The following is a 22,149-nucleotide window of genomic DNA, read 5'->3' on the forward strand; positions in this document are numbered from 1 at the left end:
TCTCAACTCCTTTTTTATTTTGTTGACTGACGTAAGGTAAGACCATGATTAAGAATAACATCTTTTTCTTCAAGCTCTTCCTTATTCATGATTTTAGTCAACATACGCATGCTAACCGCCCCTAAATCATAGAGAGGATAATTAATACTAGAAAGGTTTGGACGTGTATAACTTGTAATTGGTGAATCATTGCTTGTGATGATTTCGAAGTCTTCTGGAACAGATTTACCTGCAGCAAAGAGGCCATTCAAGAGACCCGCAGCCAATTCATCTTCCCCAACATAGGCAGCAGTGGCACCAGAGTTCAAGACACGTTGTGCTAAATCAAAGCCGTCTTTATAGCTATATTTAGCTTCAAAGACAAGTCCTTCATTGTAGCGCAAATTATTCTTTTCAAGTCCAGCCTTATAACCAGCTAGACGGAGCTTACCATTAATATCATCAATTAGTGGTCCTGATACAAAAGCAACCTTTTCATTACTTTTAGCAAGCTGCGTTACAGAATCCTCAACGGCAGCTTTATAGTCTATGTTAACACTCGGTAATTGGTGTTCGAGGTCCACTGTTCCTGCTAGGACAATCGGCGTACGAGTACGAGAAAATTCTGCACGAATTTTTTCCGTCAAGTGGTAACCCATGAAGATGATACCATCTACTTGTTTGGCAAATAGAGAGTTAATCACGGTAACTTCGTGATCGTCATTTTCATCACTAGATGCAAGAACAATATTGTACTTGTACATGGTTGCAATATCATCAATCCCCCTTGCTAAAGTAGCAAAATAACTATTAGCAATATTTGGAATAACAACTCCTACAGTAGTGGTTTTCTTACTCGCCAAGCCACGCGCAACCGCATTTGGACGGTAATCCAAACGATCAATGACCTCAAGCACTTTTTTTCGGGTGTTTTCTTTTACATTTTTATTTCCATTTACCACACGAGACACAGTCGCCATCGAAACACCTGCTTCACGCGCAACGTCGTATATAGTAATTGTTTCATCAGTATTCATAAAAACACTTCCTTTCTCATTTTACGCTCACTTATTCATGCTAATTGTATCAGATTCTGAAAACACTTTCAATTATTTTGACTGATTTTTTACAAAAAAATGAAAGGGATTCCTTCTTCATGGTTATGAGGAAGAAAGCCATTTCAGAAAAAGACCTGTCATTTCGTGTTTCCAAGACTATCCATCGCTTACAAACCTAGCCTAAAAAAGTCTCAATGAAAGTAAATGATTTAATGAAAAGCCAAAAAAAACAGCTTGCATTTTTACTATAAAAGTGACAGAATGAGTGTAAGAAATACAAAGGAGTTTTTTCTATGTCTAAACTTGATCGCATTCGTCATTTTTTGAATGAAAATAAAGCAGGGCTAGCTATTGTTTCAGATCCTGTAACTGTCAATTATCTTACTGGTTTTGATTGTGACCCACATGAACGCCAAATGTTCCTCTTCGTCTACGAAAATCGTGAACCTGCCCTCTTTGTTCCTGCTCTTGAGGTTGCACGTGCCTCTGCTGTACTCGACTTCCCAGTCTTTGGTTATGTGGATTCTGAAAATCCATGGCAAAAAATCAAGGCTGGCCTAGCAAGTACAGACAGCCCTATTATTTATGCAGAGTTTGACAATCTCAATGTGACTAAGTTCCAAGGATTGCAAACGGTCTTTGAAGGTCGCTTTGAAAACTTGACACCATTCATTCAAAAAATGCGCGTTATCAAGTCAGCTGATGAAATTCAAAAAATGATTGTTGCCGGTGATTATGCTGATAAAGCTGTTAATATCGGTTTCGACAATATCTCTCTTGATGTTACTGAAACAGACATCATTGCTCAAATCGAATTTGGCATGAAGAAAATCGGTATCAATCAAATGTCCTTTGAAACGATGGTTCTTACAGGTAATAATGCCGCAAACCCTCATGGTATTCCAGGAACTAACCGTATTGAAAATGACAGCCTCCTCCTCTTCGACTTGGGTGTTGTTAGTCAAGGCTATGTTTCAGATATGACACGTACCGTAGCTGTCGGTCAACCTGACCAATTCAAGAAAGATATTTACAATATCTGTTTGGAAGCTCAACTCACTGCCCTTGATTTTATCAAACCAGGTGTAACTGCCAGCGAAGTCGATGCTGCAGCACGTAATGTTATTGAAAAAGCTGGTTACGGCGAATACTTCAACCACCGTCTGGGACATGGGCTTGGTATGGATGTCCACGAGTTCCCTTCAATCATGGAAGGAAATGACTTGGTAATCGAAGAAGGAATGTGTTTCTCTGTTGAACCAGGTATTTACATTCCTGAAAAAGTTGGTGTTCGTATTGAGGACTGTGGTTATGTGACAAAAGATGGCTTTGAAGTCTTCACACACACACCAAAAGAATTGCTCTATTTTGATGTCTAATTAATAAACATGGGTCTTCAATTAAATTGAAGATCTTTTTGTTTGTAGCCAAATCGAAAACACCAAAAAAGCCGACTCATTGAGAGTCAGCTTTTGCTATTTTTCCTCATGCTCTTGTCTAAGATAGTCAAGTCCTTCTTCAATCCATCCTGGCATTGCTTCTGCCAAGGGTTTAAAGCCATAGTTCAAACGACTATCTGAGAAACGATGACGATGAGGGATTTTATTTTTTTCTTCCTCAAGGGTTCTCAAAGAAAGACTGGCCTTTTGTGTAAATTCATCAAAATCAACAACTTGAACCAAGACCTCCTGGTCTACCTTGAGGGTATTGTAGATGTTGTCGATATAACCTGTCTTAATCTCTGAGATGTGAATCAAGCCTGTGGTACCATTTTCCAATGAAACAAAGGCACCGTAAGGCTTGATGCCTGTGATAACACCCCTAAGCTTGTCTCCAATTTTCATCTTAGTCTGCTACCTCAACTGTTTCAATCACAACATCCTCAAGTGGCTTATCTTGAGCTCCAACCTCAACATTGGCAATCTCATCAAGCACCTTGTAAGAGTCTTCATCCACCAATTGACCAAAGACTGTGTGACGACGGTCTAGGTGAGGTGTTCCACCATTTTCAGCATAAGCTTCTGCGATTGGTGCTGGCCAACCACCACGTTCGAGTTCCTTTTTAGCATAAGGAATTTCAGGCGTTTGAACGATGAAGAACTGGCTACCATTAGTATCTGGTCCTGCATTGGCCATAGAAAGCGCACCACGGAGGTTATAGAGCTCTTCAGAAAATTCATCCTGGAAGCTACCACCGAAGCTTGACTCACCACCCATACCAGTACCAGTTGGGTCACCACCTTGAATCATAAAGTCCTTGATAATACGGTGGAAAATCACACCGTCATAGTAGCCACTCTTGGCCAAATTGACAAAGTTAGTAACTGTTAATGGTGCATGATCAGGGAAAAGCTTGATGACCAAATCACCATGGTTTGTTTTAATTGTTGCGACTGGACCTTCTACTGCATCCAAGTCAAGTTGTGGGAAATGAAGTTCTTTTTCTACCAATCCGAGTTCCTCCAAGGCATTGAAAATGCCATCTTCTTCTACTGTTCCTGTAACGTAATCTGCTTTTTCTTTCAATTCTGGTGCGGCATTACCCATGGCAATCTTAAGTCCAACATAGTCAAAAATCTCCATATCATTTGGACCATCACCAAACATCATAGCATTGACCGGTTTAAGGTTTTCATGCTCCAAGACATGCTCGACACCAGATGCTTTTGAGATACCATTTGCTACGACGTCAGATGAGTGTTCGTGCCAAGGTACCATACGAACATGTGTCGCAAGTTCTTCTGGTAACTCAAGCTCACCATCATTTTCCGCAAAAGTCCACATATGGTAAACATCGTTCGACAAATGGAAGTCTGGCTCCACATCACAAAGACCATAGACTGGTTTCATAGCATCATCAATCAAATCTGAACGCTCTGAGACAACTGGCTTATCCTTACCGGCAAAGCCCCAAGCAATCCCAATCTCCTTGCACCAAGCAACAAAGGCTTCTGTAACTTCACGAGCTAGGGGCTGGTTATAAATTTCTTCCCCTTTTCGATTAATCACATAAGTTCCATTGATGGTTACAAAATAATCGGGCTCTAGGTCTCGAATGTCCTCAACGACACCATAGTAGCCACGTCCTGTGGCAATCCCCGTCAAAATTCCTTTTTCTTTAAGCCCTTTGAAAACAGCCTTAATAGACTCAGGAATGTAGCCTGTCTTTTTGACACGAAGGGTGTCGTCAATGTCGAAGAAAACAATCTTTGTCTTCTTGGCCTTGTATTTTGTTTTAGCATCTACTGGCATCGCTAATCTCCTTTACAGTATCACGACCAGAGTTAGGTATACCTGCTATCCTAACTAAAGACCGTATGGTACTCCCATTATATCATGTCTTAAAGCCAAAAACAAAAAATCATCTAGGACTATAGCAGTCTTAGATGATAGGCGTTTTAACGGTTAACACTCTTGATAATACGTTTGATATCACGTTCTTGTTCACGACGTTTGATAGATTCACGTTTATCATAATCATGTTTCCCTTTGACAATACCAAGCAATACCTTGGCAAAACCGTTTTTTAGGTATACCTTCAAAGGAACCAAGGTCATTCCTGTTCCCTTAAGGTCATTTTGAAGTTTGGTGATTTGCTTCTTCTTGAGCAATAATTTTCTCGTACGGTCTGGATCCTGATTCCAAATATTACCTTGCTCAAACGGAGCAATATGAACATTGATTAACCAAGCCTCACCGTTCTTGATTTGGGCATAGCCATCTTTTAGTTGGATGCGTGCCGCACGAACGGATTTAATCTCCGTCCCTGTTAGCACGATACCTGCTTCAATAGTATCAACGATACTATAGTCATGTCTAGCCTTTTTATTCTGAGCAACAACATTGCCTTCACCCTTTGGCATAGCAGTCCCTCCATTCTCATCCTATTTTCGTTTTTTAGCAACGTCCTTGTAGAAAGGTTTGTTCCCTTTCTTCTTACGACGGCCACTCTCACGTCCCTTGTTATCATTATGAGGACGGTTTTGATTCTTACGCTTGTCGGGTTTCTTAGATGACTTACGTTTTTCGTCATAAGAGCCTTTACGACCATTAGCATCTTGATGGTTACGGTTATCCCCACGTTTACCACGACGTTCGAAGTCTCCATTTTGACGGTCACGACGTGGACCTCTATTGCGGAAGGCTTTCGCCTTCTCTTCACGTTCCTGACGAGCCTTGTGGTCTACTTTCTCAGTAACATCATACTCGCTTGGAAGGTATTGGAAGTCAATGTCTCCGGTTTCCTTATCCGCACGTGTTAACTTGACACGGATAGGCTGACCAACTCGGAAAGTCTTACCAGTTTTCTCACCCTGAAGTGTCATGGTACGTTCATTGTAATTGTAAAATTCTGGAAGGGTCGTGATGTGAACCAAACCTTCGATAGTGTTTGGCAATTCCACAAACATACCAAATTTAACCACACTTCCGACAATACCATCGAATTCTTGGCCAACAAACTCTTCCATGTATTCCGCTTTTTTCATAGCTTCAACGACACGTTCGGCATCAATGGCACGACGTTCAAGAGTTGAAGATGATGTCGCTAACTCAGGAATAACCTCTTCAAAATGTTCACGTGTTCCTTGAGACATATTGTTAGTGTACTCACGAATCATTCGGTGAACCAAGAGGTCTGGGTAACGACGGATTGGACTAGTAAAGTGGGTATAGTACTGAGCCGCAAGTCCGTAGTGTCCATGATTGTGTTCTGAGTAGCGGGCTTGTTGCATTGAACGAAGCAGCATCATGTTCATGACCTCTGCTCCAGGTTTCCCCTGAACTTTGGCCATAAACTCTTGCAAGTCTAGCTGATCCATCTTATTGGCAGTCCCTTTGATTTGAACACCAAAGATAGAGGCATAATCCATGAAGCGTTGCAATTTCTCGGCCTTTGGTTCTTCGTGGATACGGTAGATAAATGGCAACTTAGCCTTAGCAAAGTGCTCTGCCACACATTCATTGGCAGCCAACATGAAGGATTCAATCATTCGCTCGGCTGTTCCACGTTCACGCACCACGATATCCACTGGCATCCCCTTCTCATTGACCAAGATACGAGCTTCAGATGTATCAAAGTTAAGGGCACCACGACGCTCACGCATGTCTTCTAAAATCTTATGCAATTCTGCCATAGCTGATACAGAATCCATGATTGGCTTAAACTGCTCAATCTTTTCTGGATTTCCAGCCAACATCTCATTGACATCACTGTAGGTCATACGGAAGGTTGTATTAATCACAGATTGACAAATCTTATGATTAACCACCTTACCTTTTGGAGTAATCTCCATGATGGCTGACTGCGTTAAGCGGTCAACATTGGGATTTAGTGAACAAATACCATTTGAAAGACGCTCAGGCAACATTGGCACCACGCGGTCTGTCACATAAACAGAGGTCCCACGTGCTACAGCCTCACGGTTAAGAGCAGACCCTTCAGTGACATAGTAGGACACATCGGCAATATGAACACCAAGTTCAAAGTTACCATTTGGCAAATGTTTGATATGGACCGCATCGTCCAAGTCCTTAGCATCGGCTCCGTCAATAGTAAAGGTTACTTCTTGACGAAGGTCAACACGACCAACGAGGTCTTCTTGACTCGGTGCATCTGGGACAGCTTCTGCTTCCGCCATGACATCCTCTGGGAACTCTGAAACAATATCCATTGATTCCAAGACTTCCAAGACATCAATACCAGCATCCCCCTGATGACCAATAATGTCACGAACACTTCCTACGAAATAATCATAGTGACGGTTAGGGTATTTTTCAATATCAACCTTGATAATTTCAGTACCATCTAGGGCAACTGGTTCTTTCTTGATATAAATTGGCTGCTGAATTTTTTGGTTTTTAGACTTAATGTAACCCGCATAGGGTTCTTTCTCGTCGCTAAGGATAAATTTCCCTACAACAGTCTTAAGTGAACGTTCTACAATTTCAACAACTCGTGCTTCTGCTGCTGTCCCACGCAAACGATCTGCTGGTTTCTTGATGACAACGGCAACAGTATCACCGTCAATGGCATGGCCAACATCATTACGACCAATGAACATATCATCTTCACTGTCATCGACATGCAAGAAACCAAAACCGTTCTTATTGGCACGGAAGACACCTTCAACAGTCACCTGATTAGGGTTTTCTTTCTTAGGACGCAAGGATACAGATCCATCTCGGTTAAAACGCAACTGTCCCTTACTTTCCATGGCTGATATGGCCTTGATGAGCTGAGGGAACTTTTCTCCCCCAGCATGATTAAGAGCCTGGGCAATGTCGTTTACACTAGATTTCCCATGCTCCTTCAAATAATTTATAATAGATTCTTTCATGATTTCCTTTTCTTTTATTTATTGACTATAACGCAAAAAATGAGCCAACCTCAGTCAGCTCATTACTTACTTGAGAGAATGGAAAGGACGATTGCATCTACAATCCATAGAAAAACCATGATTCCTGTAAAGCGTTGCATAAAGGCTTCAAAACCACGTGGTTTACTACGTTCAAATAGTGCTTCTGACCCACCACCATCAAAGACATTGCTACTTGGATTTTTTTGTGGCTGCATGAATACCGCAATCACAATAATAGCTGACATCACCAAGAGCAGCGTTAATAATAAGTCGTACATAGTTATTCCTCCGAAAAAGTCCTTTTTATTCTACCATAGAACCCTTTAAGATTCAACATGTAAGGTTACTTTTCTATCCTTAGGGCAGAATTTGGGTACCTGAATTTTATCAGGATGATTCTGTTTATTTTTACTTGTGAGATAGTTGATGCTCCCACATTCACTACACTTTAAATTGATTTTAACTCTCACCTATATTCTTGACTCCTAGCAATTTTCTAAAGATGATTAAGGACCAGACAAAATTTCCAAAGACAATCATCGCAGTCACAAAGAAGACCCAGCGATAACCAAGCCCTGTCGCAACTGCTGACCCAACAAAAGGACCTAAAACCTGTCCAATATATGAAAAGCTTTGATTAAAGCTAAATATTCTTGAGATTCCTTCTTTGGGTGTCATCTTGGTCAATAAAGAATTGACACTAGGCATAAGGGCACCCACACCAAAGCCATAGGCAAAACGTAAGATACCCAGTTGCAAGGCTGAACCGGCAAAACCACAGAGGAAATACAAGAGAAAGCTATAAAACAGCCCCATTAAAAGCAGGCGATGATTTCCAATACGGTCTCCCAGTTTTCCCAGAAAAGGGGTACTTAAGAGACTAGAGAAGCCCATAGCAGAAACAATTAACCCTGAGTAAAAAAGGATATTTTCCCTCTGACCTAAATAACGAATGTAAAGGGCCAACATAGGCGCAATCGATTGGGCAGAAATCTGGATAATCATACTGGTCACAAAAAGTCCAATCAACATAGATTTGCTAGGAATTTTTGCAAAAACTTGAGAAAGGGTCATCATCTCTCCCTTTTCGACAGGCTGGAAATCCTCTCGCAAACCAAAAATAGTTAAGAGGCAGCAGATAAATAGAATGAGTCCAACCAATAAAAAGGTGCCCCTCATACCAAACGCCTCAGACAAGGTACCACCTAACAAAGGACCAATCAGAACACCTGCCGTTAGACCCGTAGACAAGGTCCCCAGGGCATAGCCAGAACGGTTCTGAGGAGCCTGACTAGCAATTAATGCTGTGGCATTTGGGACATAGCCCGCAAATAAACCATTCAGCGTTCTCAAGAAAAGTAGCCAGAAAACATTTGGGACTAAGGCAAGACCTCCCATTGTAAAAGTCATCACCATGCTGGCCCTGATCATCATGGGCTTTCGACCATAACGGTCAGCCAGGCGTCCCCAAACAGGAGAAACCAAGGCAGAAGCTAAGGCAGAGATGGCAACAGACAAGCCAGCATACCATTCGACCATATCTCCTTTAACACCCAGTTCCTCAATGTAGAGGGCCATAAAAGGCATAACAATGGAGAAACTAGCTCCAGTAAAAAAGGTTCCTATCCATGCAATTTTAAGGTTACGTTGCCAATCAGTACTTTTAAGTTCTTTTTGGCGCAAATAATCATCTTCTTTCTAAAATTCACTATCCATTATATCACAATGGCTAGCTATGAGGAGCTCGTTAAATCATTTATTGCACTCTTAACCTTTTTCTTCAAATCATCGAGACTACCGTTATTATCAAGAACCAAGCTGGCATAAGGCATTTTCTCAGCTAAAGACATCTGGCTATCAATACGCAGCTTAGCTTCCTCAACACTTAAGTGATTACGTTTCATCAAGCGTTGGCACTGGATCTCCGGTGACACTGCCACCAACCAAATCTGATCAAACCAGTCCTGATACCCATTCTCAATAAGCAAGGGAATATCCATGAAAAAAACATCTTCTTCCTTGGCCAAACGATCCCTCTGAGCTGCTAGTTCCTCTCGAATAATTGTCCCTTGAATCTCAGCAGACCGCTGTCTCATCTCCTCATTGGAAAATATCAGTTGCCCTAGTTTAGGACGATTCAATTCTCCATTAGGAAGGAGAATTCCCTCTCCCAACCAATCAAGCAAGGCACGGTACAGACGGCCCCCTTGGGCCTGCATGTCGTGTACAAGCTGATCAGCGTCAATGACCTTGTAACCTGCCTCTTTAATCATTTCAACAACAGTAGATTTTCCTGAAGCAATACCACCTGTTAACCCAATAATCATCGTTTCTGACAATGAGGACACAAATGTGTTCCTCTCCCTCCTAACTTGATTTTCTCAATTGTGCTTGCGCAGCGTGGACAAGGCTGTCCCGTCTTTCCGTAAACCTGTAAATAGTTCTGCATGGTCCCATCCTCACCAAGAGCATTACGATAAGTCCTTATGGTTGAGCCACCTTTTTCAATTCCTAGCTGTAAAATAGCAATCGTTTGATCATGGACCCGCTTCATAGCTGCCTTGCTGAGTTTCTTTGCTGGCGTCTCAGGATGAACCTTAGCTGCCCAAAGCACCTCATCAACATAGATATTGCCTAGACCAGCCACCAATTTCTGCTCCAAAAGGAGACTTTTAATAGGCTTTGCAGAGGTCATCAAGGCTCTCTCAAACGGGGCGTATTTAAAAGCCTTCTTAGTAGGCTCAGGACCAAGCTTTTTCTTTGTAAAATAAGCCTCCTCTTGATTTTTAGCCAATAAATCAAAGGTCCCAAACTTACGGACATCCTGATAAACAAGAGTCGAGCCATCATCTAAGGTAAAGAAAAGATGGAAATGCTTATTAGCAGGAACCTGATCTGTAAACAAGAGGTATTTTCCTTCCATGCGCAAGTGGGAAACCATAATCAATTGTCCAAAGTCAAAAATCAAGTACTTACCTCTACGTCGCATGGCTTGAATAGTTTGGCCAGGTAAGTCATTTAAAAAACTATCATAGGAGGTCTTAATCATTTTCGGGACCTTAACTTCAACAGACAAAATGGTCCGGCCTACTACCAATCTTTCTAACCCTCGTCTAACAGTTTCTACCTCAGGTAACTCAGGCATCTGCTCCTCCTTCTAACAAGAAAGCCGAGCAAGTGCCCAGCTTTTTAATATTCTTTTTCTTTGTATCCGAAATCGGCAAGATCTAATTTCTTATCACGCCAATTTTTCTTAACCTTAACCCAGGTTTCAAGGAAGACCTTGTCCCCAAGCATGACTTCAATATCTTTACGAGCAAGGGTACCAATTTTCTTGAGCATGGAACCTTGCTTACCAATGACAATACCTTTTTGGCTGTCACGCTCAACCATGATTGTCGCACGAATATGAATCTTATCCGTGTCTTCATCACGCTTCATCTCATCAATGACAACCGCAACAGAGTGTGGAATTTCTTCACGTGTCAACTGAAGGACTTTTTCACGAATCATCTCCGATACCAAGAAACGCTCTGGGTGGTCGGTGATTTGGTCCGCTGGGAAATATTGGAACCCTTCCTCAAGGTTATCACTCAAGACATCCACAAGATGAGAAACGTTGTTTCCTTGGAGGGCAGATATCGGAATAATCTCCTTGAAATCCATTTGTGTACGGAAATCCTCAATCTGCTCTAAGAGCTGATCTGGATGAACCTTGTCAATCTTATTGATTACCAAGATAACTGGAACCTTAGCTTGTTTAAGACGTTCGATAATCATATTATCACCCTTACCACGGGGTTCATCCGCTGGTACCATAAAGAGGACGGTATCCACTTCACGAAGGGTTGAATAAGCAGATTCCACCATGAAATCTCCAAGAGCCGTCTTAGGCTTGTGAATCCCTGGTGTATCGATAAAGACAATCTGTTCCTTATCAGTTGTGTAAATCCCCATAATTTTATTACGGGTTGTTTGAGCCTTATCACTCATGATAGCAATTTTTTGCCCCATAACATGGTTCAAAAACGTTGATTTTCCTACATTAGGACGGCCAATAATAGCCACAAATCCTGATTTAAATGTCATATAACTTCTTTCCTATTTTCTTTTAATTAAAAATTAAGTGCCAAATTTTAGGTATAAAAACAATCATACCCGTAATGAGTGCATAACAAGAAACCACTAAAACAGCTCCTGCAGCCATATCCTTGGCATTTTTAGCTAGCATCGAAAAGTGATAATTACTGGCCAAATCGACAACATTTTCAATGGCAGAATTAACAATCTCTAGGGCAATTACGAGAAAAACTGCCATCAAAAGAAAGAGCCATTCTGTCGCAGACACCCGAAAAATCAAGCCAGCCAATACCACCAAGATAGCTGAAACCAAGTGCTTGCGCATGTTACGTTCTTCTTTAAAAGCTGTGATAATCCCTGTTAGAGCAAACTCAAAACTAGCTGTAAATTCTCTGTTTTTCCACTTTTTTTGTGGGTTATTGTCGCGTAAGTCCATAAGCAGTCAAAATTTCTTCCTGTAATCCAAACATTTCCGCTTCTTCTTCTGGGGTGTAATGGTCGTAGCCATTGATGTGAAGAAAACCGTGAACAGCCAAGAAGCCCATCTCACGCTCGAAACTATGGCCATAATCCTCAGCTTGCTCGTGAGCCTTATCAACAGAAATAAAGAGTTCACCGATATAACTATCAAACTCTCCCATCATTTCAGCTAATTCAGGATTTTCAGCCAACTCTTCCTCATCAAAGCTAATGTCTAATTCAGGCTTATACTCCAAACTAATAACATCCGTTGGACGGTCCGTATCACGATATTCCAGGTTTAGCTCGTGGCTACGTTCGTTGGTTACAAATGTAACCGCCATTTCCTTGTCTTCCTTGCCAAGTCTTTGTGCTGCAAAATCTAGCAACTCCAAGGTTTGTTCTTTTAATTTCTCAGAGACTTGTCCAGTCTCATCAATCATTTCAATATACATAAGATACTTTAGGAACGGCTATGATCACTTCAAGCATAGAACCGCTCGCTTCCTTTCACTAACTCATTAGCTTTTTTATACAAATACTCAAATACATAGAATACTAGTCCAGAGTATTTTTGGTCTAATATTAATCACCTCATTATACCATAAGGACACAGAAAAAGCAGACTTAAGGCTAATTGTCTGCTTTTTGTAGGACGTCTCTGGGAAGCGTTACTTATCTAAATTATCCCTAAGACGTTGAATATGAATGGTTAAAAAGACTTGTTCGTCTAAACTCAGCTCAAAGACATAACTTGTCTTGATATATGCAGCAATCTTTTGGGTACAGATAAAGGACTCTGGATAATTTATCTTAACTTGTTCATATAGAAAAGCATCATTCTTGCCACCACTAACTCCACTCACAATACGTTGTGCTAGGTATTGGAGATGGGTCATAAAACGGTTATACGAGAAACTATCCTCCTCCAAATCATAACCAAAATGAAGACGGACAATGTCACTAATCCCAACCACAATTTGAGTCATCTGCCGGTCTTTTTCATGGAGACCTGCATCTTTTTGTGCATTAACAAAATGTAAAGCGACAGAGGCAGCCTCATCATCTTCCAACTGGACTTCTAAATCCTTGGCAATCAAACGAAGGGCTTGTTTCCCAATTTCATACTCCCGAGGATAAAATTTTCGAACCTCCCAAGCCAGAGGATTCTGCAAAGAAATACCCTCTCTACTTCTTTCAATAGCGTAATGTAGGTGGTCTGCAAGGGCAATGAAAAATGAGGGATCAAACTTGGTTTGCAGAACAGCCTCAGCAAAAGTAAGGATATTCAAAAAGACCTGCATTTCACCGTCAGGCAAATCGACATAAACACGAGACCATTCCTCTACTGCCTCTGTATTTTCCAAAACAAAAGTCTTTTCAATCTTTTCCTTATCAACAAGGTCTCCAACCCTCTTTTGAAAGCCGAGTCCCTTACCCATGACAATATATTCCACATTATTATCCAAAGCTTGGACAACATTGTTGTTTAAAACCTTTTCAATCTTCATCATGATTCCTCGTTATAAAAGCGCTTACTTTATTTTACCAAATTTTTAATGAGAAACCTATTTACTACAAACAAAAAGTGCTGGCCTGACCAACACCTCTTACTTATAATTCTGTTCGATTTTCGATAGCTCTTAGCAAGGTCACTTCATCAGCATACTCAATGTCAGAACCGACGGCCAAACCACGCGCTAAACGAGTCACCTTGATTCCTGCAGGTTTAAGGACACGAGAAATATACATAGAGGTTGCCTCACCATCTGCTGTTGCATTAGTGGCGATGATAACCTCGTCAACCTCGCTGTCCATAAGACGGGTAATCAAACTTTTCAGGTTAATATCGTCTGGCCCAACACCATTCATAGGGGAAATAAGCCCTTGAAGCACATGGTAGAGACCACGGTATTCCTGAATCTTTTCCATAGCTGAAACATCTTTGGAGTCTTCAACAACCAAAATCTTAGTACGGTCTCTAGTTTCATCGGTACAAATGTTACATGGATCATCATCTGTCAAACGACCACAGACCGAACAATAAGTCAATTCACGTTTTGCTGCCAAGAGGTTTTTTGCGAAATCATTGACATCTTCATCAGACATGCTAATGGTATAAAAAGCTAGGCGTGTCGCTGTTTTAGCCCCAATTCCAGGGAGTTTTGAAAAGCTATCAATCAGCTTCGCAATTGGAGTAGGATAAAGCATGAAGGCCTCCTGTTCTTTATATTTTTTTATTCATCACTTATCTTTTGTCACTTTCATGGATAAGTCTTTACCCAAGAACAAATACTCAAACACTATATCACAGAAAAATCCCTCGTGCAAGGCACAAGAGATTTTAGATATTTAGTGAGTATTTTGATAAAGCTCCATGATAGATTTTACCGCATTTTGTTGGGCCTTGCTCTTAGAATCTAGAGCGTGTGGATACATAATACCTACAGCCAGCTTAGTGCCATCTTTGGCAGTCGCATAGGCAACCGCATTAAGGTTAACCGTTGTTACAGAATTACCGGAACCATCCGTCGCATATGTTTCGGCTGTCCCTGTTTTACCACTAATCGGAATGATAGAACTTGCCATAGCTTTACCAGTCGCAAGGCTAGAGCCAGAATTGACCACATCATTGAAACCTTGTTGGATAAGGCCTAATTGCTCAGAATCGAGAGGTAAGGTATTTAATACACGTGTATCTACCGTTGAAGCTAGAGTTCCTAGACTACCATTAGCTCCTGCATCGTAGATACCTCCAACAATATGGGGTGCTACACGTTTACCACCATTGGCAATTGAAGCAACATACTGAGCCAGCTGAATGGTTGTATAAGAGTCGTACTGACCAAAGGCCTCTGTCAAGACGTTGGCTACATTGTAATTCTTAGAAATGTAACCTTCTGATTCTCCAGGTAAATCAAGTCCTGTAGACACCCCCATACCAAAATCAGCATAGGTGTCACGAAGCGTCGTCATGGCCTTATCCATATTGTCAGTCGACAAGGCCATACCTGGAACATACTGTTGGCCAAGTAGTTTAATTGCAATCTGCACCATATAGGTATTTGATGAGTATTCTAGAGCCTGTGTCGCGGTAATAGCACGGCTACCTTGGTCTGTAAACCAAGATGTGATAGGGGCTGAACCGGCAATGTTGATGGGTTGGTCAGTCAAGACCTGATTTCCATAAATGGCACCTGAACGCCAACCAGCAGTTAAGGTTGCTCCCTTAACAACAGATCCTGGGATGAAGACATCAGTGATTGTTCCTAAGGCATTGGCCTTAAAATCTTGTGCTCCTTGTTCATGTTTTTGCCCTGCCATAGCAAGTACAGCACCAGTGTCAGCATTCATAACCACTGCATACATTCCTTCAGAATAGGTTGCTTTATTCTCTGAAATTTCTGAAGAAAGCTGTTGACCTAGGATATCTTCAACTCCTTTTTGGAAATCAAGGTCGATGGTCAACTGCAGATTGTTCCCCTTGCTGCCCTTTTGAGTGATTTTATCACTAGCAACTTCGCCTTCCTTGTCTACTGTAATCTCACGAACAGTATGTTTTCCTTGTAGTTTCTCTTCATATTCTTTTTCTAGATAGGACGTTCCTACACGGTCATTAAGGGCATACCCTTTTTTGAGGTACTCCTTGGCATCTTCTTGTGGCAAACCTGCTTCTGAACTTGAGACTTTCCCGATAAGAGGTGACAAGGCTGAATCAACCGTATGACGTTCCCAATCCTTAACAACCGTAATACCATTGAGTTCCTTCTGTTTAGCTGCTACAATCGCAATTTGTTCAGGCGTCAAGTCTCCTGTTTTCAATGTAACTGTTGAGAAATTAGAAACAGCATTCATCTGTGAGTAAATGTAGACAATCTTAAGCTCATCCTCAGAGTAATCCACTGCTTCATCAGGAACTGCATCAACAGCATTGTTGTAAATAGTAGCTTCAGCTAATTTATTACCAAATTTATCTGTTTTCTTGTCGTTTGGAAGATCATTAACAACACGCTTATAAGTGGCAGAGTCCGCTAGATAGAAATCTCGTTTTTGACGTGCTGTTACCTTCGTTTCCGTCAGAGTCACCATGGTCGCCAACTTTTCAGCGACCTTCTTCATCGTATCTGATGACACCAAATTGCTACGTGTGAAGGTGATAACATCCTTACTCTGGTTGGTCGTGAGGGCAACCCCTTTAGCATCAAAGATTTGCCCACGTTCGCTTGCAATCCTAACTGTATACTTAGAATTATCCTCTAATTTCTTCGTATAAAACGATTTGTTATAAACCTGCATATAGGTCAAACGTGCAAAAAGCAACAAAAAAAGGACAAAGACTACACTAAAAAGCAAGTAAACACGACGGGAGATGCTTACTGGCTTTCTAGGTTTATTCGCTCGTTTTTCTTTTCGTTTTTGGCGCCGTTTTTCCCATTTTTGACTGAGTTTTTTCGAAAATAATGTCACTTTTTTTCCTCTATATTCTCATAAAAATTCTCTTTTATTTTATCACAAATAAGCTTTAGCAAACTTAAAAAAATGTCGAAATCTAAAAAAACTTGCCTCACTATAAGACATGTTTTTTAGATTATAATGACAACTTTTTCATCCAGCTAGGAATGGCTTTACTGATATGAGTCGGTAAAACCACATAGGCATTTTTAGCCAAATCATCTGCGATAGCTGAGTGAAGCCAGACAGCAACTGTAACTGCTTTATAGGAGTCAACCGAAGCGAATTGGACCAGAAAACCAGTAATCATACCAGCCAAAGTATCTCCCATGCCTCCTGTGGCTTGATAGGGGCCACCAACTTCTAAATGAGCTACTGTTTCACCTTGATAGACAGCGGTCTTGTGACTCTTGGCAACTAGGATTGTCCCAGCTTGGAACTCTCCCAAGGCTTTCTGGGTGTTAGAGACTGTCTGCTCTGGAATCCTTAAACCAGACAAACGTTCCCATTCTTTTTGATGCGGGGTGAGAGTAAGGTGACAATCTGGTAAGTCCTTCTTAGTCTTCTTAGCCAAAAGATTAAGAGCTGAGCCATCAACAACCAAGTTCTGATCTGCCTTAATATTTGCTAGAACCAAATCCATAGCTTGTCTAGCTACACCATCCTCACCTAGGCCAGAACCGATTAATACCACATCAGCTGCCCTAAGATTATCAAGAAATCTTTCAGTCTCTCTAAGGTCAAAAGCCATGGCTTCAGGGAGATGGGCATGAAGGGCTGTGATGTTGTCACGATCCGTAGCCACTGTGACCAGGCCTGCCCCACTATTGACACAAGCTATGGCAGCCATAATGATGGCACCACCATAAGGGTAAAGCCCACCAACTAAAAGCACTCGACCGTAAGAACCCTTATGGGACTCTCTCAAGCGAGGTTTTATCACTTGCCTAGCTAAATCGTCATCAACTTTCATAAACTATCCTTTCGCACTACGAAGAGCAGCTTGATAGGTCTGTTCCATAAGCATGGTAATGGTCATAGGGCCTACACCACCTGGAACAGGCGTGATCATGCCAACCTTATCTTTCACTTGATCAAAATCAACGTCACCACAAAGTTTGCCTTCTTCATCACGGTTGATTCCCACATCAATGACAACAGCACCCTCTTTGACATAGTCTTCTGTTACAAATTTTGCACGTCCAATAGCTACAATCAAGACATCTGCCTTGCTGCAAACCTTAGCCAAATTCGGTGTTCGTGAGTGGGTCAAGGTAACTGTAGCATTTTTTTCCAAAAGAAGCTGAGCCATAGGTTTACCAACAATGTTACTACGTCCGATAATAACCGCTGTCTTACCTTCTAATTCAACATTGTACTCACGAAGGATTTCCATAATCCCAGCAGGTGTACAAGGTACCATTTGACGACGACCATTCCAAAGATTACCAGTATTCATAGGATGGAAACCATCGACATCTTTTTTAGGATCAATAGCCAAAAGAATACGCATTTCATTAATATGATTTGGCAATGGCAACTGAACCAAAATACCATGGAATAGCGGATCCTGGTTATATTGTTCAATAACCTCAATCAATTCTTCCTCACTAATACTCTCAGAAAGATTGATCGTCTGGCTATGGAAGCCAGCTTTTTTAGCAGCACGTTCCTTATTACGCACATAAACCTGACTGGCAGGGTTATCACCAACCATGATTACCACTAGTCCAGGCACAATCCATTCATTTTCTTTAAGACGTGCTACCTTTTCTTGCAATTGATCCTGCATTTTAGCAGCTAGGGCCTTACCATCCATTATTATCGCCATGGGTGTTCTCCAATACATACTTTTTTTCAATTATACCATAGTGAGAGCTCTTTGTGACTAAATTTTCTAAATTTTCAAAAAGACATCTTAAATACGAAACTAAAAAAGCTGGAATCACCTTCCAACTTTTTTCTGATTATGCTTAGTGACTAGTCCACAAAACCATTTTGCTGACTCCAGCCCTTAATAACCTTCAAGGTCTTCTGCTGGAATTTGCCACTTTCATACATGTGATCTGCACCCGTTAAGGAGACAAGAACGGAATCACGGTAGTTCTTAGCCGTTCTTCTGGCAATATTAGGATGAGTCATCTTATCCTTAGTCCCAGAAATGACGAGAACAGGACATGAAATCTGACTAAAGTCAACGTAAGCTGCTTTTGTCTTATCAAACCAATGAAGAGCCATCTGAGTATAAACTTTTCCTGATTCAGGAACCAGATCAGCAAAAACTTCCTCTTTCAAAGATTCCTCTTGTTCATTCATGCAATACTTGAAAAACTCCTTTTTATACGGAGGCATGGCTTTTTTCCAAAATCCCCAACGTAAAAAGTGTTTGCCAAAACAAGCTAACATGGTTGGATAAAAGGCAAAAATATCTGCTGTTGGTGCTGGTCCCATGAGAATCATACCAGCTACTTCTGTTTTTTCGGCAACCATCTGAGCCACTAAACACCCTAAAGAGTGTCCCAAGATAAGTGGTGGTTGGTCAAGACTTTCAATCAAGGCCACTAAATCATCTCGATAGTCCTGCAGGGTAACAGTCCCAACCTTAGCTAGACACTCTTGATAAGGTAGGTCATGGTAACGAAAGCTAGGTGTATGAACCTTATATCCCATTTGACGTAGACCTGTCGCAAATTCTCCCCAAACATTGCCATCACACCAGGTCCCATGAATTAGGACAATCTCTTTGTTCAAAACCATTCCTTATACATCTCCCTTTTTTGTTAAAAATTTAGATTTTTTATCTATATTATAGTATCACACTTCCAACCTAGATACCTTTATACATTTCTTACAATCGTAAGAAAATGGTCTCTTAAATGAATAAGAGACCATTTTTCTATATATTATTTTATTAGCGATTAGCCTTATGCATTTCTTCCTTAACCGGACAAGAACACTCGCAATCGCCACAAGATCCTTTTCCTTTGATATAGTGACGGATGCCAAGACCAGCTAAAGCAAAAATAATGAAAGCAATGATAAAGGTAGACATAACAATTCCTCCTAAACCTAAATATGAGCTTCTCGAAGATTATCCAAGCTAATGATTTGATCCTTAATCTGACGTGGTTTACGAACAACAAAGTAAATCATCGTTACTAAAAGTAAGAAAGCAACAAAAGTCCAAATTGTCATTGACTTACCGTACAGGATGACTTGACCAAACTGGTAAAGAATTAAACTCACACAATAAGCTAGACCTGTTTGGAAACCGATAGCCCCAACTGTCCATTTAAGATTGGCCATTTCACGCTTAATAGCTCCAATAGCCGCAAAACATGGCGCACAAAGTAGGTTAAAAATCAAGAAGGAATAGGCCGCTAAGGAAGAATAATCTCCTCGAAGAGCCGCAGCTAGACCGGCCTCACTGCTATTATGATAGAGAATACCAAAGGTGGCAACAACAGTCTCCTTGGCAGCTAAACCTGTGAGAGCCGCAACTGTTGCCTTCCAATTTCCAAATCCGAGTGGATCAAAAATCCAAGACAAGCCCTTCCCTAAAGTCGCCAAAATGCTAGCTTCCGTATCCACAGTATGTAGGGTAAAGTTGTAGTTAGACATAAACCAGATAAGAACGGTCAAACTGAAAATGATGGTTCCCGCACGTTTGACAAAACTCATAGCCTTACCAAAGGCATAACGTAAGACTGACATGGCTTTAGGCCAGTGGTAGGCAGGCAATTCCATAATAAACGGGCTGGTTAAACCACCCAAAAAACTCGTCTTTTTGAGTGCAATACCTGATAGAATAATGGCAGCCATCCCAATAAAATAGGTACTTGGTGCCACTAAAGAATTACTAGGGAAGAAAGCTCCAGCAATCAGGGCAATAATTTCCAACTTAGCAGAACAAGGCATGAAGGTTGTCGTCATAATGGTAATGCGACGGTCCCTTTCATTTTCAATGGTTCGACTAGACATAACCGCTGGTACCCCACAACCTGTAGAAATCAACATAGGAATAAAGGATTTTCCAGAAAGTCCAAAACGACGGAAAATACGGTCCATAACAAAGGCAATACGACTCATATATCCAATGTCCTCAAGCACACCCAAACAGATAAAGAGCACAAAAATTTGAGGAAGGAAGCCTAGCACTGTCCCAATCCCAGCGACAATCCCATCGACAATCAAAGACTTAAGCCAGTCCTGAACTTGAAGATAGTCAAGACCAGACGTTACCAAATCTGGAACATACTTACCAAAAAGCACATCGTTAGCCCAGTTTGTCCACATGGTTCCAACAGTCTGAATAGATAAGAAATAAACCAAATACATAACCACTGCGAAAATTGGCAAGGCCAAAATACGGTTGGTGACAATCCTATCAATCTTATCTGACAAGGTCAGAGCAAAATCTTCTGTATGACTTTGAGCCATCTGACAAACTCGTTCGATAAAGGCATAACGCTCATTAATGACAATTGACTCCGCATCTTCGGTGAAAACTTCCTCAGTGATTCGAATGATGTCTTTGATTTCTTTTCGTTGGAATGGGGACAAGTCTAGCTCAGCCTCAACTAAAGCATCGTGTTCAAAGAGTTTAATGGCGTAAAAACGAGCAGACCTTTGCGGCACCGAATTTCCCAAGACTTCCAAAATTTGTGAGATAGCAGCTTCTAATTTATCGTCATAAATTGGAAAAGCAATGTCGGCAACTGTAGAGGTTGTCGTATGAGCTGCCTTCTTCACTACCTGATCAACACCAGTTTGCTTGAGAGCACTAGTAGCTACTACTGGGACGCCTAGATGGTAAGATAATTTATCAACATTAATCTGCTTTCCCTGAGCCTCTAGAACATCACTCATGTTAAGCGCTAAAGTGACTGGAATACCTGTCTCAATCAACTGCGTTGTCAGATAAAGGTTACGCTCCAAATTTGTCGCATCAACTACATTTAAAATGCTGTCAGCCCTTTGGCTCAACAAATAGTCACGCGCTACCTTTTCTTCAGGACTATAGGGTGACATTGAGTAAATCCCTGGTAAATCCTGGATTTCTAAATCCTTATTCTTTTTGACCAGACCACTTTTTCGTTCTACGGTAACACCCGGCCAGTTACCAACACGCTGATTGTTCCCTGTTATCAGGTTGAATAAACTGGTTTTACCACTATTAGGATTACCTATTAATGCAATTTCTGTCATTTTTCCTCTCCCTCATCCAGCATGACCACACTAATCATTTGCGCTTCTGACTTGCGTAGGGTTAATTCATACCCTCTCAAACTAATTTCTAGAGGATCTCCCAAAGGGGCTACCTTACGTAATAAGACCCGAGTACGCTTTGTAATTCCCATATCCATAAGACGTCGTTTGGTTTCATTTGCTGAAAAAATATCAGTAACGATAGCCGAACGTCCAACTGGTAATTCAGAAAGAGGTATCTTTTCCTGATCTTCCTCGGCAGGTGCCAAATCAATCTTATCCAGAATCGACGCATCAAAGGCTAAGCGACTCCCTTTAACGATAATAATAGCACTATTCTTGGTCTTAGTTACCACCTCAATCGTTTCACCGGCAGCCAACCCTAGATTAGATAAGTGCAAAAGACTATCCTTAGGGAGGTTAATGCCAAGAATCCGGTAAGGCGTTTTTAAGGCCGCATTATATATGAGCATATTTCTTGACCTACTTTATTATTTTTGATACAGCATCATTATAGCATATTTATCCATCTTTTCCGCAATATTATCCTAAAC

Annotated in this window: 23 protein-coding genes; 1 reads left to right on the forward strand and 22 read right to left on the reverse strand. The window is 41.2% G+C overall.

Features of this window, described 5'->3' with window-relative positions; translation table 11 throughout:
- Positions 1-14: 14 nt before the first annotated feature.
- Positions 15-1,016 (reverse strand): catabolite control protein A, encoded by a 1,002-nt coding sequence (ccpA, locus tag V471_RS09780; protein ID WP_084871462.1) that lies wholly within the window; start codon positions 1,014-1,016, stop codon positions 15-17.
- 314 nt (positions 1,017-1,330) lie between these two features.
- Here ccpA and V471_RS09785 point away from each other — a divergent pair, with 314 nt between their 5' ends.
- The gene (locus V471_RS09785) at positions 1,331-2,416 is read left to right on the forward strand and encodes a M24 family metallopeptidase (RefSeq protein WP_014633399.1); all 1,086 of its coding nucleotides are present in this window, start codon (positions 1,331-1,333) and stop codon (positions 2,414-2,416) included.
- A gap of 96 nt (positions 2,417-2,512) precedes the next feature.
- Here the strand turns inward: V471_RS09785 and V471_RS09790 are convergent, their stop codons facing one another.
- The 21 genes from V471_RS09790 to V471_RS09890 all read right to left on the reverse strand — a co-directional run bounded on the left by V471_RS09790 (position 2,513) and on the right by V471_RS09890 (position 22,068).
- Entirely contained in the window at positions 2,513-2,881 is a 369-nt protein-coding gene (locus V471_RS09790; protein WP_002886108.1) for a S1 RNA-binding domain-containing protein, read from the reverse strand.
- Between the two features lies 1 nt (position 2,882).
- Positions 2,883-4,289, reverse strand: coding sequence for a Cof-type HAD-IIB family hydrolase (locus V471_RS09795; RefSeq protein WP_049528968.1), 1,407 nt, complete (start codon positions 4,287-4,289; stop codon positions 2,883-2,885).
- Positions 4,290-4,435: 146 nt separating this feature from the next.
- Positions 4,436-4,900 carry an SsrA-binding protein SmpB gene (gene smpB, locus V471_RS09800; RefSeq protein WP_014634133.1) on the reverse strand — a complete coding sequence of 155 codons (465 nt, stop codon included), beginning with the start codon at positions 4,898-4,900 and terminating at the stop codon, positions 4,436-4,438.
- A 21-nt stretch (positions 4,901-4,921) separates the two neighbouring features.
- Positions 4,922-7,375 (reverse strand): ribonuclease R, encoded by a 2,454-nt coding sequence (gene rnr / locus V471_RS09805; RefSeq protein WP_084871463.1) that lies wholly within the window; start codon positions 7,373-7,375, stop codon positions 4,922-4,924.
- Positions 7,376-7,437: 62 nt separating this feature from the next.
- Positions 7,438-7,674, reverse strand: a complete 237-nt coding sequence (gene secG, locus V471_RS09810) for a preprotein translocase subunit SecG (protein WP_002886135.1) — start codon at positions 7,672-7,674, stop codon at positions 7,438-7,440.
- A 45-nt stretch (positions 7,675-7,719) separates the two neighbouring features.
- Positions 7,720-7,866, reverse strand: a complete 147-nt coding sequence (gene rpmG, locus V471_RS09815; protein ID WP_084871464.1) for a 50S ribosomal protein L33 — start codon at positions 7,864-7,866, stop codon at positions 7,720-7,722.
- Positions 7,856-9,031, reverse strand: coding sequence for a multidrug efflux MFS transporter (locus tag V471_RS09820; RefSeq protein ID WP_332309268.1), 1,176 nt, complete (start codon positions 9,029-9,031; stop codon positions 7,856-7,858). Before V471_RS09820 ends, rpmG begins: the two co-directional genes overlap by 11 nt.
- A gap of 98 nt (positions 9,032-9,129) precedes the next feature.
- On the reverse strand, positions 9,130-9,723 hold the full coding sequence (coaE, locus tag V471_RS09825) for a dephospho-CoA kinase (protein WP_084871466.1): 594 nt from the start codon (positions 9,721-9,723) through the stop codon (positions 9,130-9,132).
- Complete coding sequence (gene mutM / locus V471_RS09830) at positions 9,720-10,541, reverse strand: DNA-formamidopyrimidine glycosylase (RefSeq protein WP_070850191.1); 822 nt, start codon at positions 10,539-10,541, stop codon at positions 9,720-9,722. Before mutM ends, coaE begins: the two co-directional genes overlap by 4 nt.
- A gap of 44 nt (positions 10,542-10,585) precedes the next feature.
- Positions 10,586-11,485 carry a GTPase Era gene (era, locus tag V471_RS09835; protein WP_084871467.1) on the reverse strand — a complete coding sequence of 300 codons (900 nt, stop codon included), beginning with the start codon at positions 11,483-11,485 and terminating at the stop codon, positions 10,586-10,588.
- A 22-nt stretch (positions 11,486-11,507) separates the two neighbouring features.
- A complete protein-coding gene (locus V471_RS09840) occupies positions 11,508-11,912 on the reverse strand; it encodes a diacylglycerol kinase family protein (protein ID WP_004182934.1) in 405 nt (134 codons plus the stop codon).
- The gene (gene ybeY / locus V471_RS09845) at positions 11,893-12,390 is read right to left on the reverse strand and encodes an rRNA maturation RNase YbeY (RefSeq protein ID WP_002886021.1); all 498 of its coding nucleotides are present in this window, start codon (positions 12,388-12,390) and stop codon (positions 11,893-11,895) included. The genes V471_RS09840 and ybeY overlap by 20 nt, the downstream gene beginning before the upstream one ends.
- A gap of 216 nt (positions 12,391-12,606) precedes the next feature.
- A complete protein-coding gene (gene licT, locus V471_RS09850) occupies positions 12,607-13,446 on the reverse strand; it encodes a BglG family transcription antiterminator LicT (protein WP_049528961.1) in 840 nt (279 codons plus the stop codon).
- A 103-nt stretch (positions 13,447-13,549) separates the two neighbouring features.
- Entirely contained in the window at positions 13,550-14,146 is a 597-nt protein-coding gene (gene recR, locus V471_RS09855; protein ID WP_002889030.1) for a recombination mediator RecR, read from the reverse strand.
- Positions 14,147-14,287: 141 nt separating this feature from the next.
- Entirely contained in the window at positions 14,288-16,402 is a 2,115-nt protein-coding gene (pbp2b, locus tag V471_RS09860; protein ID WP_084871468.1) for a penicillin-binding protein PBP2B, read from the reverse strand.
- A gap of 121 nt (positions 16,403-16,523) precedes the next feature.
- Positions 16,524-17,360 (reverse strand): NAD(P)H-hydrate dehydratase, encoded by an 837-nt coding sequence (locus V471_RS09865; protein WP_045768965.1) that lies wholly within the window; start codon positions 17,358-17,360, stop codon positions 16,524-16,526.
- A 3-nt stretch (positions 17,361-17,363) separates the two neighbouring features.
- Positions 17,364-18,218, reverse strand: coding sequence for a bifunctional methylenetetrahydrofolate dehydrogenase/methenyltetrahydrofolate cyclohydrolase (locus V471_RS09870; protein ID WP_049554162.1), 855 nt, complete (start codon positions 18,216-18,218; stop codon positions 17,364-17,366).
- Between the two features lie 149 nt (positions 18,219-18,367).
- Positions 18,368-19,144 carry an alpha/beta fold hydrolase gene (locus tag V471_RS09875; RefSeq protein ID WP_049528953.1) on the reverse strand — a complete coding sequence of 259 codons (777 nt, stop codon included), beginning with the start codon at positions 19,142-19,144 and terminating at the stop codon, positions 18,368-18,370.
- Between the two features lie 154 nt (positions 19,145-19,298).
- On the reverse strand, positions 19,299-19,439 hold the full coding sequence (locus tag V471_RS09880) for a FeoB-associated Cys-rich membrane protein (protein ID WP_002890392.1): 141 nt from the start codon (positions 19,437-19,439) through the stop codon (positions 19,299-19,301).
- A 17-nt stretch (positions 19,440-19,456) separates the two neighbouring features.
- The gene (gene feoB, locus V471_RS09885) at positions 19,457-21,595 is read right to left on the reverse strand and encodes a ferrous iron transport protein B (protein ID WP_084871469.1); all 2,139 of its coding nucleotides are present in this window, start codon (positions 21,593-21,595) and stop codon (positions 19,457-19,459) included.
- Entirely contained in the window at positions 21,592-22,068 is a 477-nt protein-coding gene (locus V471_RS09890; protein WP_004182941.1) for a ferrous iron transport protein A, read from the reverse strand. Before V471_RS09890 ends, feoB begins: the two co-directional genes overlap by 4 nt.
- Between the last annotated feature and the right edge of the window lie 81 nt (positions 22,069-22,149).

It is taken from the genome of Streptococcus salivarius (genome assembly GCF_002094975.1).
Lineage (GTDB): Bacteria > Bacillota > Bacilli > Lactobacillales > Streptococcaceae > Streptococcus > Streptococcus salivarius_D.